General features: G+C 58.8%; 14 protein-coding genes and 2 pseudogenes. 9 read left to right on the top strand and 7 right to left on the bottom strand.

What is annotated here, in order from left to right; translation table 11 throughout:
- Positions 1 to 73 precede the first annotated feature (73 nt).
- The 6 genes from RTCIAT899_RS30300 to argE all read right to left on the bottom strand — a co-directional run bounded on the left by RTCIAT899_RS30300 (position 74) and on the right by argE (position 6692).
- On the bottom strand, positions 74 to 1531 hold the full coding sequence (locus tag RTCIAT899_RS30300) for an NAD-dependent succinate-semialdehyde dehydrogenase (protein WP_015343664.1): 1458 nt from the start codon (positions 1529 to 1531) through the stop codon (positions 74 to 76).
- 20 nt (positions 1532 to 1551) lie between these two features.
- Positions 1552 to 2592, bottom strand: a complete 1041-nt coding sequence (locus tag RTCIAT899_RS30295; protein ID WP_041678269.1) for a tartrate dehydrogenase — start codon at positions 2590 to 2592, stop codon at positions 1552 to 1554.
- Between the two features lie 11 nt (positions 2593 to 2603).
- Positions 2604 to 4067, bottom strand: coding sequence for an aldehyde dehydrogenase family protein (locus RTCIAT899_RS30290; protein WP_015343662.1), 1464 nt, complete (start codon positions 4065 to 4067; stop codon positions 2604 to 2606).
- Between the two features lie 170 nt (positions 4068 to 4237).
- On the bottom strand, positions 4238 to 4594 hold the full coding sequence (locus tag RTCIAT899_RS30285) for a cupin domain-containing protein (protein ID WP_015343661.1): 357 nt from the start codon (positions 4592 to 4594) through the stop codon (positions 4238 to 4240).
- A gap of 22 nt (positions 4595 to 4616) precedes the next feature.
- The gene (locus RTCIAT899_RS30280) at positions 4617 to 5540 is read right to left on the bottom strand and encodes a 2-hydroxyacid dehydrogenase (RefSeq protein WP_015343660.1); all 924 of its coding nucleotides are present in this window, start codon (positions 5538 to 5540) and stop codon (positions 4617 to 4619) included.
- A 27-nt stretch (positions 5541 to 5567) separates the two neighbouring features.
- Positions 5568 to 6692: an acetylornithine deacetylase gene (gene argE, locus RTCIAT899_RS30275; protein ID WP_015343659.1), complete on the bottom strand. Its 1125-nt coding sequence runs from the start codon at positions 6690 to 6692 to the stop codon at positions 5568 to 5570.
- A 234-nt stretch (positions 6693 to 6926) separates the two neighbouring features.
- On the opposite strand from argE, the gene RTCIAT899_RS30270 reads away from it, so the two are divergent.
- From RTCIAT899_RS30270 to RTCIAT899_RS30235, 8 genes are all read left to right on the top strand, one after another.
- Positions 6927 to 7826 (top strand): GNAT family N-acetyltransferase, encoded by a 900-nt coding sequence (locus tag RTCIAT899_RS30270; RefSeq protein ID WP_041678268.1) that lies wholly within the window; start codon positions 6927 to 6929, stop codon positions 7824 to 7826.
- 179 nt (positions 7827 to 8005) lie between these two features.
- Positions 8006 to 8446 carry a helix-turn-helix domain-containing protein gene (locus RTCIAT899_RS30265; RefSeq protein ID WP_135488172.1) on the top strand — a complete coding sequence of 147 codons (441 nt, stop codon included), beginning with the start codon at positions 8006 to 8008 and terminating at the stop codon, positions 8444 to 8446.
- 9 nt (positions 8447 to 8455) lie between these two features.
- Complete coding sequence (locus tag RTCIAT899_RS30260; protein WP_041678267.1) at positions 8456 to 10264, top strand: tetratricopeptide repeat protein; 1809 nt, start codon at positions 8456 to 8458, stop codon at positions 10262 to 10264.
- A 12-nt stretch (positions 10265 to 10276) separates the two neighbouring features.
- On the top strand, positions 10277 to 10495 hold the full coding sequence (locus RTCIAT899_RS30255) for a hypothetical protein (protein WP_015343655.1): 219 nt from the start codon (positions 10277 to 10279) through the stop codon (positions 10493 to 10495).
- Positions 10496 to 10509: 14 nt separating this feature from the next.
- Complete coding sequence (locus RTCIAT899_RS30250) at positions 10510 to 11682, top strand: YcaO-like family protein (RefSeq protein ID WP_015343654.1); 1173 nt, start codon at positions 10510 to 10512, stop codon at positions 11680 to 11682.
- Positions 11679 to 12383: a TfuA-like protein gene (locus RTCIAT899_RS30245; RefSeq protein WP_015343653.1), complete on the top strand. Its 705-nt coding sequence runs from the start codon at positions 11679 to 11681 to the stop codon at positions 12381 to 12383. Before RTCIAT899_RS30250 ends, RTCIAT899_RS30245 begins: the two co-directional genes overlap by 4 nt.
- 105 nt (positions 12384 to 12488) lie before the next feature.
- Positions 12489 to 12710 carry a hypothetical protein gene (locus tag RTCIAT899_RS30240; RefSeq protein ID WP_015343652.1) on the top strand — a complete coding sequence of 74 codons (222 nt, stop codon included), beginning with the start codon at positions 12489 to 12491 and terminating at the stop codon, positions 12708 to 12710.
- 871 nt (positions 12711 to 13581) lie between these two features.
- Complete coding sequence (locus tag RTCIAT899_RS30235; RefSeq protein ID WP_015343650.1) at positions 13582 to 15921, top strand: methyl-accepting chemotaxis protein; 2340 nt, start codon at positions 13582 to 13584, stop codon at positions 15919 to 15921.
- A gap of 116 nt (positions 15922 to 16037) precedes the next feature.
- Here the strand turns inward: RTCIAT899_RS30235 and RTCIAT899_RS34340 are convergent.
- Positions 16038 to 16283 (bottom strand): annotated as a pseudogene (locus tag RTCIAT899_RS34340) (NADP oxidoreductase coenzyme); the annotation flags it as partial.
- Here RTCIAT899_RS34340 and RTCIAT899_RS34335 point away from each other — a divergent pair.
- Positions 16283 to 16484 (top strand): annotated as a pseudogene (locus RTCIAT899_RS34335) (SbtR family transcriptional regulator); the annotation flags it as partial. The pseudogenes RTCIAT899_RS34340 and RTCIAT899_RS34335 sit on opposite strands and share 1 nt — an antisense overlap.
- Positions 16485 to 16487: the final 3 nt, after the last annotated feature.

Below are 16487 nucleotides of genomic sequence, written 5' to 3'. Positions count from 1 at the left end.
GCCTCAACGAAATCAGCAGCATAAAAAGAGGGGTCCCGCTTGCGACCCCTTTTCCAGTCTGAGACGTGACAACTCAGTTAAGGCCACCGATATGGAAGGCCTTTGTTTCCAGATATTCTTCGATTCCGAGCTGCGAGCCTTCGCGCCCGAGGCCTGATTGCTTGACACCGCCAAACGGCGCGACCTCCGTGGAGATCAAGCCGGTATTGAGGCCGACCATGCCGAATTCGAGCGCTTCGCCCACCCGCCATGCGCGCTTCAGGCTCTCGGTATAGAAATAGGCTGCAAGCCCGTAGGGCGTGCCATTGGCAATAGTGATCGCCTCATCTTCCGTCTCGAAGCGGAAGAGCGGCGCGACCGGTCCGAACGTCTCCTCGGCGGCGAGCTGCATGGCGGTGGTGGCCCCGGTCAGGACGATCGGCGTCGTATATTGCGGGCCAGCCGGCAGTTCCCGCTTGGCTGTGACGATCGTTGCGCCTTTCGAGAGCGCGTCTTCGACATGCCGGTTGATCTTGGCGATCGCCGCTTCGTTGATCATCGGACCGATCGCAACGCCGGCTTCGGTGCCCGGGCCAACCTTCATGGCGTCGACGCGGGCGGCGAGCTTTTTGGCGAAAGTATCATAGACACCGGCCTGGACCAGGATGCGGTTGGCGCAGACGCAGGTCTGTCCGCCGTTGCGGAATTTGGAGACGATAGCTCCTTCCACCGCAAGGTCGAGATCCGCGTCATTGAAGATGATGAAGGGGGCATTGCCGCCGAGCTCGAGGGAAAGCCGCTTGATGCTGGCAGCTGCTCCGCGCATCAGCAATGAGCCGACGGGCGTGGAGCCGGTGAAGGAAATCTTGCGCACGGTTGCATTGGCGAGGATCTCGGCGCCGATCTCGGAGGGCATGCCGGTGACGATATTGATGACGCCTGCCGGAATGCCGGCCATTTCTGCAAGCACGCCGAGCGCCAGCGCAGAGTATGGGGTGAATTCGGAAGGCTTCACCACGACCGTGCAGCCGGCTGCGAGCGCTGGCGCAAGCTTGCGCGTGATCATCGCATTCGGGAAGTTCCAGGGCGTGATGATGCCGCAAACGCCGACCGGCTCTTTCAGCACGAGAATGCGGCGGTCGGGCGTCGGCGATGGAATGGTTTGGCCGCCGATGCGGCGGGCTTCCTCGGCGAACCATTTGACGAAGGAGGCACCGTAGCGGATTTCGCCACGGGCCTCGTCGAGCGGCTTGCCCTGTTCGATCGTGAGGATCAGCGCGAGATCATCGATATGCTCGAGCATTAGATCATGCCAGGCTTCCAGCCGCGCCGCACGCTCGGCATGGGTCCGCTTCTTCCAGGAGCCATAAGCCGCCTCGGCGGCCTCGATCGCTGCCCGGGTTTCATCACCGCCCATATCCGGCACCGTTCCGATGACAGCCTGCGTTGCCGGATCGATCACGGCAACGGTCTTGCCCGAGCGGGCGGAAAGCCAGCTGCCACCGATCAGCGCCTGCTCACGGAACAGGGATGGCACTTTCAGATTTTGCATGTTCAAACCTCGATAAGACTTCAGATTGCGGCGAGCAGTGCTGTGGTGATTGCCTCGGTCCGGTCCTTGCCCGGAACCGTGCCGATGCCGCTTGCGGTTGTCGCCTCGATCGCCGCCATGACGGCATTTGCCGCATCCTGCTCGCCCAGATGTTCGAGCATCATGGCGCCGGACCACACAGTTGCGATCGGGTTGGCGATGCCGAGATGGGCGATATCGGGCGCGGACCCATGCACAGGCTCGAACATCGATGGAGCGCTCCGTTCCGGATTGATATTGGCCGATGCCGCAAAACCGAGGCCGCCCTGGATTGCTGCGCCGAGATCCGTGAGGATGTCGCCGAAGAGGTTGGATGCGACGACGACGTCGAGGGTTTCCGGCGCCATCACCATGCGGGCTGCCATGGCGTCGATGTGATAGCTCGTGACCTCGACGTCAGGATAATCCTGGGCAAGCTGCCGGGTAATTTCATCCCAGAAGACCATCGAATGCTTCTGGGCGTTGGATTTCGTCACCGAGGCGAGCTTGCCGCGGCGTGTCCTTGCCTGCTCGAAGGCGAAACGCAGAATGCGCTCGACACCCTTTCGGGTGAAGATCGACGTCTCGACCGCGACTTCGTCGGATGTGCCCTGATGGATGCGGCCGCCTGCGCCGGAATATTCGCCCTCGGTATTTTCACGGATGCAGAGAATGTCGAAGGCCGATGCCTTGAGTGGTCCCTGGACACCCGGCAGCAGCCTGTGCGGGCGAATATTGGCATATTGCACGAAGTTCTTGCGGATCGGCAGCAGCAGCCCGTGCAGGGATACCGCATCCGGCACTTCGGCCGGCCAGCCGACGGCTCCGAGCAGGATGGCATCGAAACCGCGCAGCGTTGCGATGCCGTCGGCGGGCATCATGGTGCCGGTTTCCTTGTAGAAGGCGCAGGACCAGGGAAATTCGGTGCCGTCGAGCATGAAACCGCGGTTGCCTGCGGCCTTTTGCAAAACCGACCAGGCGGCGGCGGTCATGTCGCGCCCGATGCCATCACCCGGGATCAATGCGATCTTGTAGGTTTTCATGTTCACTGTCCTTAAAGACTGATCAAAACGCTCTTGCTCTTGCGATTGGCCTGGAATGCCTCGCGGCCGAGATCCTTGCCGATACCGGACTGCTTGTAGCCGCCGGTCGGCAGGATGTGGTCACGTGAGCGGTTATAGCGGTTGACCCAGATGGTACCAGCCTGCAGACGGCGAGTCAGCCGGATGGCGCGTGAGAGGTCGCGGGTAAAGAGGCCTGCGGCGAGCCCGTAGCTCGGATGGTCGGCAAGCTGCAGGGCTTCCTCTTCGTCCTCGAATGTCTGGAGTGTCAGCACCGGACCGAAGATCTCTTCGATGATGGCTGGAGAATTCTGATCGACTCCGGCCATCAGTGTCGGGGCGTAGAAATAGCCCGGTGCGTCCATGATCGCGCCGCCGGCAAGGCATTCTCCGCCGACCGCGACGGTGGCAGAGACGATCGTATCGATGCGCTGTCTCTGCTTTTCCGAGATGATGGGGGAGTACCGGCTTGCGGCATCCCAGGTGGGACCAGGAGCGACGCCCTTCATCCGATTTCGGATGGCGTCGATCAGTTCGGCCGCTATCTTTTTCTCGACGATCAGCCGCGATCCGGCTACGCAGGCCTGGCCGGCATTGCCGACGATACTGGTCGTTACGGCAGCGGCGGCCTTGTCGAGGTCCGCATCGGCAAAGACGATCTGGGGGCTCTTGCCGCCGAGTTCCAGCGTCATCGGCTTTACCCCCGTGCGGGCGATGTTCTCCATGATGGCCGATCCAGCCCGGGTCGAGCCGGTAAAGCTGATCTTGGCGATGTCGGGGTGGCCGGTGATCGCCTGGCCGGTCGTCATGCCATCACCCAGCACCACATTGATCAGGCCGGACGGAAGGCCGGCGCGCACGGCGAGCTCTGCCAGATAGATGGATGAAAACGGCGTCATTTCGGACGGCTTCAGGACGACGGCGTTTCCGGCGGCCAGCGCCGGGCCAAGTTTCCAGGCGGCCATGTTGATCGGAAAGTTCCAGGGCGTGATGGCGCCCACCACCCCATAGGGCTCCGTCATGATCATGCCGATATTGCCATCGTCGGTCGGCACGAGATCGCTGCCTTCCTTGTCGGCGAATTCGGCGAAGAAGCGGATCTGCTCTGCCGAAATCGCGATATCGCCCTCGACAAGCTGGCCTACGGGTCGTGTCGAAGCGACAGCCTCCAGTCGGGCAAGCGTTTCGGCTTCCTCCTCGATGAGGTCGGCCCAACGGTGCAGGACATTCAGGCGCTCGCGCGGGCGGACGCCGCCCCAATTGCTTTGCTTCAGCGCGGCCTTGGCCGTCTGAACGGCCTGGTCGACAATGGAGGCGTCCGCGACCGGGCATTCGGCATAGGCTTTCCCGTCGGAGGGACGGTGCATCGGAATGACGCCGCTCGCGGCGCTGAAATGCTCGCCGATGAAATGCCCGACGGGGAGCGAAAGACTATCGGGATCGAAGCTCAGGTCCATAATGATACCTCCGGTCAATTTACCGAGATGCTATAGGATCGGCGAAGTAGCTTGATCCGATCGCGTCGGCTGTCACGGCGGAAAAAGCCGTTTTGAGGAGGTCCCGCAGTGTATTCTTTGGTCAGGTCAGAGGCGGTGCGGGCTCAGAGGCCGCGCCGAGGTAGCAAAGCTTAAGGGGTGACGGTCACGTAGATCTTCCGGACCGTTTCGATCGTCTTCCAGATTCCGACGAAGCCCGGTTTCATGACGAAGCTGTCGCCCGCCTTATAGACGACGGGCTCGCCGCCTTCCGGTGTCAATTCGACGACGCCGGAGAGAATATGGCAGAATTCGAAGGTTTCACCCTTGATCGAACGGCTGACACCGGGTGTGGCTTCCCATACGCCGGTGTGCACAGTCTCGTTGCGGGCAACGTCCTGTGCCCAGGTCTTGAGCTTCGGATCGCCCGAGATCAGTCGCTCCGCAGCGACGACGTTTTCGCGCGGTGCGAAGGATGGGTTGGGGTCAATCGTCTTGAGGAGAGACATGGGGTTCCTTTCGGGTTGGCGATCAATAGCCGCGGCGGCGGTCGACGAGGCCGAACGGGTCCAAGTCCGCCCGGATCCGCTTGATGTTGTCGATGACGGCGCGTGCAGCGCTATGGGGCTGGGTGACGCTCGCAATATGCGGCGTCAGCAGGATGCGGTCGTGGTTCCAGAACGGATGTCCGGTCGGCAGCGGTTCGGGATCGGTGACATCGATCACGGCGCCGGCAAGTCGACCACAATCGAGCGCGGCCAGCAGGTCTTCCGAAACAAGCTGCGGTCCGCGGCCGACATGCACAAGGCTTGCACCCCGCGGCAGTTTTTCGAAGAGATCGGCGTTGAGAAAACCGCGAGTTTCGTCGGTCAGCGGCAGGAGGCAGATCACGATATCGGTCGTGGAAAGCATGGCGTGGAGTCCAGCTTCGCCGGCAAAACAGGTAATGCCCTCCAGTTCGCGTTGATTGCGGCTCCAGCCGGAAAGCACAAAGCCGAACGGCTTCAATCTTTCGAGCACAGCCTGACCAAGGTTCCCGAGTCCCAGCACGCCGATGCGGCGTTCGGCGGCCTGAACCTGTGGCAAGGCATTCCAGACCTGACGGTGCTGCTGGCTGAGATAGGAGGGCAGATTGCGGTGGAGCGCGAGGACGCCAAGCGTCACATATTCCTGCATCATGCGGGTGATACCGTCTTCGACCATACGCACGACTTTTACGTGATCGGGGACATGTGTCGCATCGAACTGATCGATGCCGGCACCGATTGAAAACAGAACTTCGAGATTGCGGTAGCGCGGCAAGTCGTCCGGAACCGTCCAGGTGATCAGATAACGTACGGCATCCGGGTCGACGGACGTCGGATCCATGGAGAAGGGGAGATCCGGCAGCTCGCGGGCGAAGGCTTCGTGGAAGATATGGCCGCGGCGGGCATCCGAATTGAAAAGGAACGTCATAGGCTTCTATCCTTCGGTCTTACGCCATCACGACAGGCAACGACGGCCTAGAGCCTCGATCATGGCCTGGCATGCGTCGAGTTCGTGCGTGAGGATGAATTCGTTCGGCTTGTGTGCGCGAGCGATATCGCCCGGACCGCAAATGATCGCCTCAAGGCCGGCACGCTGGTAGAGCCCGGCTTCAGTGCCATAGCTAACCGCTGCCAGCGGTTCGATGCCAGTCAGCTCGGCCAGCAGACCGGCAAGATGCGCTGTCCGCGGAAGGGAGAGGGCGGGGTAGGAACTCAGCTCCTCCCATTGCACCTGAAAGCCCCGACGCTCAAGTGCGACAGCGGCCTCGTGCACCGGTAGGAGCAGTGCTGCCGGATCCGCACCGGAAATTGCCCGCGCTTCGACTTCGAGGGTGCAGAGATCCGGAATGATATTGAGGGCTTGCCCGCCGTAAATGGTGCCGACCGAGATCGATGAATAAGGCGGCTCGAACTCCGTTTCGAATGGCCCTTGAGCCAGAGAATGCGCGGCCGAAACTGCGGCCTGCAAAACCTCGGCGGCGGCATGGATTGCGTTGAGGCCGAGGTCGGGCCGCGACGAATGACCGGAGCGTCCCTTCAGGGTGAGGCGGGCGGCTGATTTCCCCTTATGTGCGAGGATGGCCCGCATGTTGCTGGGTTCTCCGACAATGACGCCGAGCGGCGCCTCGCAAAGCTCCGGCAGGCGCGCAATGAGATGCGGTACGCCACGGCAACCTGCTTCCTCGTCATAGGAGAAGGCTAGATGGATCGGCCGCATCAGAGGGCTTGCAGCGAGCATTGGTACGGCCGCCAGAGACGCAGCCAGAAAGCCCTTCATATCGCTGGTGCCGCGGCCATAGAGTCTATCTCCATCGGCCCGCAGCACGAAGGGGTTGCTCGCCCATCCCGTCTCGTTGGCCGGCACGACATCCATGTGACCGGAGAGGACGTAACCGCGTATATCGCGGGGGCCGATCGTAGCAAAGAGATTGGACCGGTCGCCCTCGGGGCCAGCAAGGATATCAACCGTGGCGCCGAAGGACTTCAGGTAGGCGCCGATCCACGCGACAATCTCGGCATTGGGCGTTCCAACGACGGAATCGAAGCCGACCAGTTTTGCCAGAATGTCCGATGCCTGCATTGGTGTTGCCAATCTCCGATTGCCGTCCTCGTCTGTGCAAGCGACGTCTTGATCAAAGGAAGGTTAAGCCTCAATCAGTAGAATACCTGCCGAAAGTATGGATCATACGGTGAATTCTTGCGCCGCCGTTTGCATAGGCAGTGAAATGTTTCGTTGAGTCTCGGCTAAGCTCGCCAAAGATGCCGGCGTGAGCGAATATGCAGCCGGGAGGATCGGATGGCGTCTGGATCACCAATGGACACAAAAATACCCGAAAAACTGCATGTCGATGCATTCGAACTGCGCTTTGCCGACATCTCAGAGGTCCCTTTGTCGCAGCTTCAGGCTCTCTCGATGTCGGTCGGGTGGCCGCATCGATCGCAGGACTGGCAGCACCTGCGGGATGTCGGCCGCGGCTTCGTGGCGCTTGACGAAATCGGCAGGGTTTCCGGCTCGACCATGTGGTTCCCGCACGAGGAGAGCTTCGCCACATTCGGAATGCTGATAACCGCACCGCGTCTGCAGACGAATGGTACGGCGGAGTGGCTGGTTAAGCGGATGTTGGAGGAATGCCACCATGAACGGATACGGTTGAATGCGACAAGAGCGGCACGCCGCATGTGTGCAACTTTTGGATTTATGCCGAAACAGACAGTCTTTCAGTGTCAGGGGGAAATTCTATCCGTGCCTCACGTGGGCGATATCAGGCCGGGGCTTGATCTCAGGCGGCTCGAACGCAGCGATCTGGATGCGGTTGCGGCCCTGGACGAGCCGGCTTTCGGTACGCTGCGCTATCAACATCTCAAGCGATTGTTTGAAAGCTCCATCTGCTACGGTCTTTATGACGGTGGCAAGCTAATGGCTTATTCCATGCGGCGCCGGTTTGGCCGCGGTCACGTCGTCGGTCCTGTCGTCGCTTATTGCGAGGAAGACGCGATTGCTGTCGTTCATCCGCATGTCGTAGCCCATGTCGGCAGTTTTTTGCGCCTCGACACCCATTCTGGTGCCGGACTGTTTGCCAGTTTTATCCAGCAAAGCGGAATGTCTGTCTTTGACACCGTGACCACCATGGTTTCCTCTGAGAGGGCCTCCTATGGAGCCCCGAACACAGGTTCTCCGATCGTATTTGCACTTGCGTCGCAGTCTTTCGGCTAATTGCAAGGGATCCCCTCAGTTTTAAATAGCCCTGCCGGTGGAAGCTGAAGCTGCTTTCCCGGTGATGTCGGTTTAACGATAGCCCAAGGTTGGTCTCCGAATTCGCAGCCGCATAATATAGCGGATTGGAAACTCCTGACGTTGTGTAAAATTGATCTTGGGTGCCTTGCTGGAAGATTGTGAATTCGAGGGAAACCTGCGAACATGAAGGCAGTTTTTCTTCTGATGGTTTCTTTATGGACAAAAAACCGGATGTAATCGACGTTGAACTTGGATTGCGCATCCGGCTGCGCCGCGAGGAATTGTCAATTACGCAGGATGTATTGGCCGAGAAGCTTCGCATAAGGCCCCAAGAGCTCGAGAAATACGAATGCGGCTTTCAGAAAATCAGCGCCAGTCGCCTTCTGCATATTTCAGAAATTCTCGATGTCCCAATCATGTTTTTCTTCGAAAGCGGATCGGACGAGGCGCTTCCCTCCAAGGAGGTGCTAGCTGGTTTTCGATTTGGGAAGCATCATAAAGCCGTTCTGCGAACAGCCTTATCGGCGATCGTGGACAAGCGGTTGCGGGCGAAGATCCTCGCCTTCGTGCAATCAAGCGAATCTGGCAGTGAGCGCTGATCTGGTAAAATGACATTTCATTTAACGACCCTCGGTAGCTGTGCCCTTTACGATGAAAAGGGCGATCGTGTGAATGTGCCGAAACAGGCGCTGCTCATGCTTGCCTATCTTTATGATTGCCGGCAATCGATACCACGCAAGGAGTTGGCAGCATTTCTCTGGTCCGGCAATCTTCAAGCGGCCGGCGTCAACTTGAGATCGACCCTGCTGCGTTTGGCGATTGCGACGTCCAAATCCCCCAAGCCGCTGACCAGCGGCGTCGCTGCGAACATCGCTTTGAATTTCGACGCGCTGCGCTGCGATCTGGATACCATCGAAAATACGTCCGGCGTTGCCAAGCTTGGCGCCCTTAGCGATGCCGTCGCCAAGAATTTTCTACCCATTTACGGCAGCGGCTCTGCAGCTGTGGCCGTTTGGGTACGCGACGTGCGTGCGCGGCTCGCGGGAGAGCTGCGAACCGAATTCTTCAAGGTGCTGAATGAACCCTCGTCGCCTCAATATCGCGGTGAATTGAAGCGTGCAGCCACGCTTCTGCTGGACCGGGATCACTCCGATGATGAGGTCAGGATAGCGCTTGGCGAGAAAATCACCTCTTACATTCAGGTGATCGGCGAAACGAAAGATCCGACTTCAAGCCACCCGGCTGAAGACACGATTCCGCTCTCCGCCGACAGCAGAGTACCCCGTATCGCCCTGCTTCCTCCCGAGACGCTGGAGGCAGCAGAGCGAGCCGGCTCGGTTGCCAATGCGGTCATCGAAGACCTCACGATCAGCCTTTGCGTCGATCGAAGCGTCTCCGTGGTCGCTCCCTACACGGCCGAGCAGATCCGGTCTTCCAACGACAAGGCGGGGCTTCTCAGGCAACATAATGTGGTCTACGCGCTCGATACGAAGAGGACTGGCGACAGTCTTTTCGCGCAGCTGATTTTCATGCCGCGCGACGAGATTGTCTGGGCAACGCGCGTTCAATTGGATAGCGCGGCCATAACGGAGCATCGCAACGAGATCGCCACTGCGATCCAGCACTCCATCATCGAGCGTGTGGGCGCCTTCCACCACATAGTTTCTGATTTCAGCTGCAAGCCTCAGGCCTATTTTGCCTATCTTGAGGGCGTGCAATGCCTGTCCCGTCTGGGCCTTCAGAATGTCCGCCGCGCGCGCAAGCACTTCAGGGAAGCTCTTGAGCACGAGCGCGGTTTCGCGGCGGCACTTGCGGGCATCGCCAGAACCTTGACCATGGAATGGGTTTTGACGGCCCGGGGCGATAGCGATCTGTTGAGTCAGGCGGAAAAAATGGCAGCGGATGCGATCCGCGATGACAGTCGGTTTGCCGGAGGTTTCAAGGAAATTGGGGTCGCTCGGCTTTATCGCGGAAATATCGACGGTAGCCTGGAGGCCTTGTCGAATGCCGAGGATCTAAGTCCGCACTACGCGGATGTCATTTGTAGTCATGCCGACAGTCTTACCCATGGCGCCAATCCAAAAGCGGCATTGGAGAAGGTTGTCACCGCCCTTGATCTTAATCCGCTTGCTCCGGACTATTATTACTGGACCGCAGCGGGAGCCAGCTATTTCCTTGGGGAGTATACCGAAACGTTGGCCTATCTGGACAGAATGAGAGAGCCAGGACCGGCAAGCAGGCTTGCGGCGGCAAGTTGGGCGATGCTGGGGAACCTTGCCAAGGCGAAGATGTATCGACAGCGCGCACTGCGCGATAACCCGAATTTTGATCTTGAGGCATGGCTTGCCATGATTCCGATCAAGGAAAAGTGGCAGACGGAGCGTTACAGGGAAGGCCTGCTGAAGGCCGGCTTTTGAAAGGAAGAGATTATGGCAGGCGCAGTTTTGATTGGGATTAAGGGCGAAGAGGGTCTTTGGTTGGCTGACCTCCAACAGGGGACCGTCGTTCGATACACGCAGCCGCTGACGGGCGACCTGGCGGCGGCGGAATCCTGGCGGGCGAAAGGGATCAGAGTGGAGAAAAATGTCGATTTCGCTGTGGCTTTGATATCAGCGAGCGGCGTAGCGTCAGGCCTTTTTGAAGGCTAGGCGTTCGTTGGTTGGTGTCAAACAACTTTAGAGCTTGCTCTCCCGGCGAAACCCTGTCGAGGGTTTCGCCTCATCTGGGACGACTTGGCATAACCCGTGTCGGCCGCCAGACCGAGCTCGACCGAATAGGTATTCCGGTCTGGTGTGCTTACGCCCCGAATTCCCGGGCGATCGTCATAGCTCAGGGCAAAGGTCGGGACGACGTTTCCGCGAAGACATCCGCGGTGATGGAAGCGATCGAGCGTTCGGTGGCTACCCAGCCTTACTGTTCAACGCTGATGGCAACTCAAAACGATCTTACCTCGAGCGGCCATGCAACGGATTGTTTAAACGGTCTACTTGCGGTGGGTGCTCAGCCGATAGAGGCTGCCGAACAGATCAGATGGTCCCAGGCTCGTGATTTGGTGAAGAATGCAGCGATATTCCTACCTTTCGACGCCATTCATCTTGACCGAACCCAGGTCAGTCCGCGCTTTTGGATATCGTCGGATGGGTTGGCGTCCGGCAATACTTGGCATGAGGCGGTCCTGCACGGGTTACTGGAGAGGCTGGAGCGGGATGCCTGCGTCCTCTGGAACGTTGTCGACCCGGCGCGGAGGTATGCACGTCGGATAGATCCATGCAGCATCGAAGATAACGATATTCGCGAGATGCTGGAGAAGGTTTTCTCTGCCGATTTCGATCTCTCCCTTTTCGATGTGACGAGCGATCTGGCCGTTGCCGCCGTCGTCGCGTTGCTGCGGCCGAAAGGCGATGACGGTTCGCTCAGATATGTCGACTTGACGATGGGGGCAGGCGCATCCTTGTCCCCCTATGTGGCCGCAGCCCGGGCAATTTCCGAGGCCGTGCAGTCGCGGATGACCTTCATCGCCGGTGCCAGAGATGATCTTGTCCCGGAATTGTTCTCACGCCGCGCTGATCCAGCCCACCTGCTGTCGTTCCGGGCGCGATATACGACGCACCTCGACGAACTGCCATCGACGCCTATCGGGTCTGCGCAAGATGGGCTCGACCATCTTGTCGAGGCTCTGTCGGAGCGCGGTATCGACCGGCTTTATGCAATCGAGCTCGCACCTGAATGGCTGCCGGCATCGGTCGCAAAGGTTTTCGCGCCCCAACTCGAACATCCGGATGGGAACCGCCGAACTCGTTTTGGCAGTCGCGCATTCTCGGCGAGCCTCTTATGAAAGTGATCTTTGTAGGCCCGAGCCTGCCCGATGCCGACGCTTTCGCAGACGACACGATGATTATACGGCCCCCGGCGCGTCAGGGCGACGTCGTCAGAGCCCTCGAGGACGGGGCGACGGCCATCGGCCTTGTCGACGGCCAGTTCGAGTTTGTCGCGCCGGTCTGGCATAAGGAGTTGCTCTTTGCCTTATCCAGAGGTGTTCCAGTGTTCGGGGCAGCCAGTATGGGAGCGCTCCGCGCAGTGGAGTGCCAGGCTTACGGCATGGTCGGCGTTGGCAGGATCTTCGATGACTATGCTTCCGGACGCCGGGTGGATGATGCGGATGTCGCCCTCCTTCATGGCCCGGCGGAACTGGGTTATCCGGCCTTGTCAGTCCCGCTGGTCAATGTTGATGCGACGATCGAAGCCGCAATTGACCAAGGCGTTATCGGTGGAGAAGTCGCTCTGCGGCTCTCTCAAGCAGCCCGTCGTGTATTTTTCAAGGACCGGACCTGGAGGCGTGTTGCCGAAACCAGCAATATGGACACAGGGCAGGTTAGGGCTCTCGTCGCAACTGCGTGGAGTGATCGGAAGCGCCAGGATGCGATAGAGCTGATGCGCGCAATAGTGGAGATACCATCATCGGCACCTAAGGCGGGCTGGTCCTTCAATGCAACTCCACTGTGGCGCGAACTCTTCCCACAATTTTGCCGTATGTAGCGGATTCTCTAATGCAGGCTTTGCGTGTGCAACGCTTTTGCAACGCACCTCACCACTTGAAATATGCCAATCTCGCCTCAGGAAATTTTGTTGGGGGCTTTAAGAGTGATTGATTTTGAAGGTCATGAGCGTCATTGCGAGATCTTGGCGCTTGTCAAAATGATGCAGTATGCCGGTCAGATCGCCAGTGGGCTCGATACGCCGCAGGCCGTGTTCCTGATAAAGGAGGCACAAGATGCTCTTGTTTCCGTCTTGAAGACCGAAAGAGCGGCGCTCTCAAATGCACATCTGGGTGGGCTTGTCAGTGACACGCATGGTCACTGCTAGCAGGCTCGCGTCCTGCAGAAATTACCGATCAATACATTTAACCGATGCCTGCTTGGTACTTGGAAACTTCAAGAGGTCTAGTTTGCTTGGAAGAATACCAGCCAGGGTGAGCCGGTCCGCGAAAAAAGTAAGCTCCGCTGATACAGGGGACATTGTTCTGGATTTTAAGGACCCTCATGGAAATATGAGGGTCGAATTCGTTCTGCTTGCAGCGATTATTGTTGCGTGGCTTACGATTGCCTGCACCATCTGCCTGTCGTTGAACTGGCTCTGATTTCCGGCTCCTGGTTTCGCAGAGTAGCTGCGGTTGTAGATCGGGGGAAACGTCTTAAGCGAAGACAGCGCGTTCGCGGTCGTGTGTGGCGCGGAAATTTCTTCGGTCCGGAGGAAGCGCAGACCATGATTTCGTCCCGGATCCGGGCGACAGACATATGTCTATTCGCTAAGTAAGTTCACCCAAAGCTCTTGCCGATGGACTAGGCGGTTCGCGCCTCAGCGATTTGCGTCCGCAGGCTCATGGCCGCAGTACGCAGTTCGCGATATTGGCTTGTGACGTCGGGGCGCGGTCCTGCATGGGGCCGAGGCATCGCAAATGTCGCTTCGGCTTGAAGCGTTTCACGATTCATTCCCGCCGCCGGATTGGTTGGTACAAAACAGCCCCATATATTTTTAGGGGCATTAATCCTGTTTCAACAAAGCTGGGCTAATTATTCCTTTGATTGGGCAGGGCATGATGCGCCTGTGATCGGGCGGCGCCCCGATGGCTCACGGACTGCTTTTCTTTTAGAAAATTTCACCTCAAGAGCTCCAGAAGTACGTGTTTTGGCGAAGCGGGTTAGCGTTACGGCACCCCGAACGTAGGTGAGCAATTATGATTTTTTCTCTTCGCAATATACTTCTCGGGATTTTCCTTTTTCTCAGCATCGCCCTATGCGTGCTAACGGGATCTTCGACGCTTGATGCCTATCGCGATGCAGGCAAGTATGCCGACGTCTCGAAGTTCACCATGCTAGACCGCGCGCTCTTCCAAACACTTGCGAACTTTCGCAACGAGCGAGGTGACGGGTCGTCGCTCGCCAAACTTGAGCTTGGCGCGCAAGATGCAACGCTTACCTTGTTGAAAACGGACAGGGGCATCGTCGACAAATATATGACTGATGCAAAATCGGTCTTTGCAAACATCGACGACCCGACGCTCAAAGCTCCGATTGCCGATGTCATGAACGCCTATGATCGCGTGGTCGCATTCCGCTCAAAGCTCGACAACGAAGTGGCTAAGAAGCTTGCTGATCGCGACCCGACATTGCAGGCCACGACGCTGGACCTCGGTCAGCAGTTCCTGACCGCGTTGGAGACAGGTTCGACCGCCATTGAAAACCGGATTCGCGCGAGCGATCCTTCAATGACGGCCCTCATTCAGATCCGTGCGCTGACATGGTACACGCGCGCAACGGCTGGTGCTGCAAACTTGTTGTACGTCAACACACTCGCCTCTGGAGAGGCGATGAAGCCTGAGGACGTCAGCAAGATCCAACAATTCGATTACGCCGCGAACTTCACCTGGGGGCAGATCGGCACTCTGGTCAATCATCCGTCGACACCACAGGTCGTCAAAGACGCCTATAAAATCAGCAGCACGACCTTTTTCAGCGGTGACTTTGCAGCAAAACACAATGCATTGCTTGCGAAGTTCGCAGCCGGTGAGAAGAAAGCCATGTCTCTCGACGACTGGCGCCCGGTCGGCAATGCCGCCCTTCTGACGATCACGAACACCGCCGCGGCAGCAGCAGATGGCATGGTCGCCAATGCAGCCGCCAGCCAGAATGATGCATTCGTCAGTTTCATCGCCTACGGGCTGACTTTCCTTGTTGCCGTCGCCCTGAGCATTACGGGCATCTGCGTCATCATCTATCGCGTCACCAAGCCCGTCGGGGCGCTAACTCATTCCATGACCGAACTCGCCCAAGGCAACCTCTCGGTCTCAATCGGTGGCGTCGAACGGCGCGATGAGATCGGCGCCATGGCGCGTTCCGTACAGATTTTCCAACAGGCAGCCTTGCGCAACAAGGCGCTGGAAGCTGAAGCGGCCGAGGCACGCATTACATCGGAGAATGAACGCGTCGAAGTCCAGCGCCGTGCCGAGGCAGAGGCAGAAGAGAGGCTGCTGCAGGCAACGGGTTCGCTTGCGACGGGACTTCGTCATTTGGCATCCGGCAACCTGCGCTGTGAGATCGAAACGCCGCTGGCTGCGCAGTTCGAAGCTCTGCGTCACGATTTCAATTCATCGGTTAGCCAGCTGCGCGCTGCCATGTCCCAGGTCGGCCAGGCCGCGTCGCTGGTAAACAGCGGCAGTTACGAGATTTCGCAGGCTTCCGATAATCTTTCCAAGCGAACGGAGCAGCAGGCCGCCTCGCTGGAAGAGACCGCAGCAGCGCTCGAAGAGGTAACGGCCAATGTTCAGTCGACCTCCAAACGAGCTGGCGATGCACGTGACCTGGTGCGTGGTGCCCGATCGCGGGCAGAAAACTCCAGCCAGGTCGTCGGCAATGCCGTCAGCGCCATGGGAAGAATTGAGCATTCGTCCAAGCAGATCAGCCAGATCATCAGCGTGATCGACGAGATCGCCTTCCAGACCAACCTGCTTGCACTTAACGCCGGCGTCGAGGCGGCGCGTGCGGGCGAAGCCGGCAAAGGCTTTGCCGTTGTTGCCCAGGAAGTCCGGGAATTGGCCCAGCGTTCGGCCAATGCCGCCAAAGAGATCAAGGCCCTGATCGGCAACTCTGAAGTCGCAGTCAGCGAAGGCGTGAAGCTCGTCAACGACACCGGCGAGGGCCTCTCAGCTATCGCCGACCTGGTCCTGCAGATCAATCAGCACATGGATGCGATTGCAACCGCCGCTCAGGAGCAGTCCATGGGTCTTTCCGAGATCAACAGTGCCGTCAATCATATGGACCAGGCGACACAGCAGAATGCCGCCATGGTCGAAGAGATGAATGCGGCCGGCGCAGGTTTGGCCGAAGAGAGCAAGCGTCTTGGCGAGCTTCTGAGCGCATTCCGCACAGGCGAAGCCGAGCGCATGGAGCCGCAGGCGAGGCCCGTGGCCCGGCCTGCCTCCGCCCCGACAACAGGCCGGCTTGCCGCGCGCGCCGCTCCCGCTACGCAGGGCAATGCTGCACTTAAACATCTCCAGCAAGAGTGGTCGGAGTTCTGATTGGTCTGATGTGAAGACGGATGCCGCAATTCTACCGCGGCTCATCAAGCGAAGATTGGCCCGGACACTTTGTGCGGGCCATTTTCGTTAAGCCAATTCGGCGTCTCGCGGCCGCATCACTCGAACTTGACTAAGTCCTTAAAGATCAAGTGCCCCCAGCTCTTTCCGTGCGCATGTACAAGCAATCCACCCTCCGAAAGTCTGCCAAGTTGGATGGGCGCGAAACCGAGCCTTTCCGCAAGCGCACCAACCTCCGCTGCGGCGACATCATCGTCGCTCGTCTTCCCCTGCCAGGTGGGGAGCGCCTTCGCGATATCTGGATGCTGTTCGAAACGGATTGCCAAGAAAATGACGTCCGCCTTCGTGCGCAGCGGTGCACTCGGCAGGGGCGCGACTATTGCTCCGTGCTCAGGGCGAGGGAACAGCGCGCGTCGATATGAATGGGGACGACCTGTTCGCTCTGATAACGGCTCTCGGCTGGGTGGCCGACCACCTCATTCGCGCAACGGGCGGACCATCTTGTCAACCTTATTACAAGCGCCATCCTGACAAGTCGGCCTGGCGAC

Origin of the sequence: Rhizobium tropici CIAT 899, assembly GCF_000330885.1 — a bacterium.
GTDB classification, from domain to species: Bacteria; Pseudomonadota; Alphaproteobacteria; order Rhizobiales; family Rhizobiaceae; genus Rhizobium; species Rhizobium tropici.
This window is presented reverse-complemented; position numbering and strand designations above follow the sequence as displayed.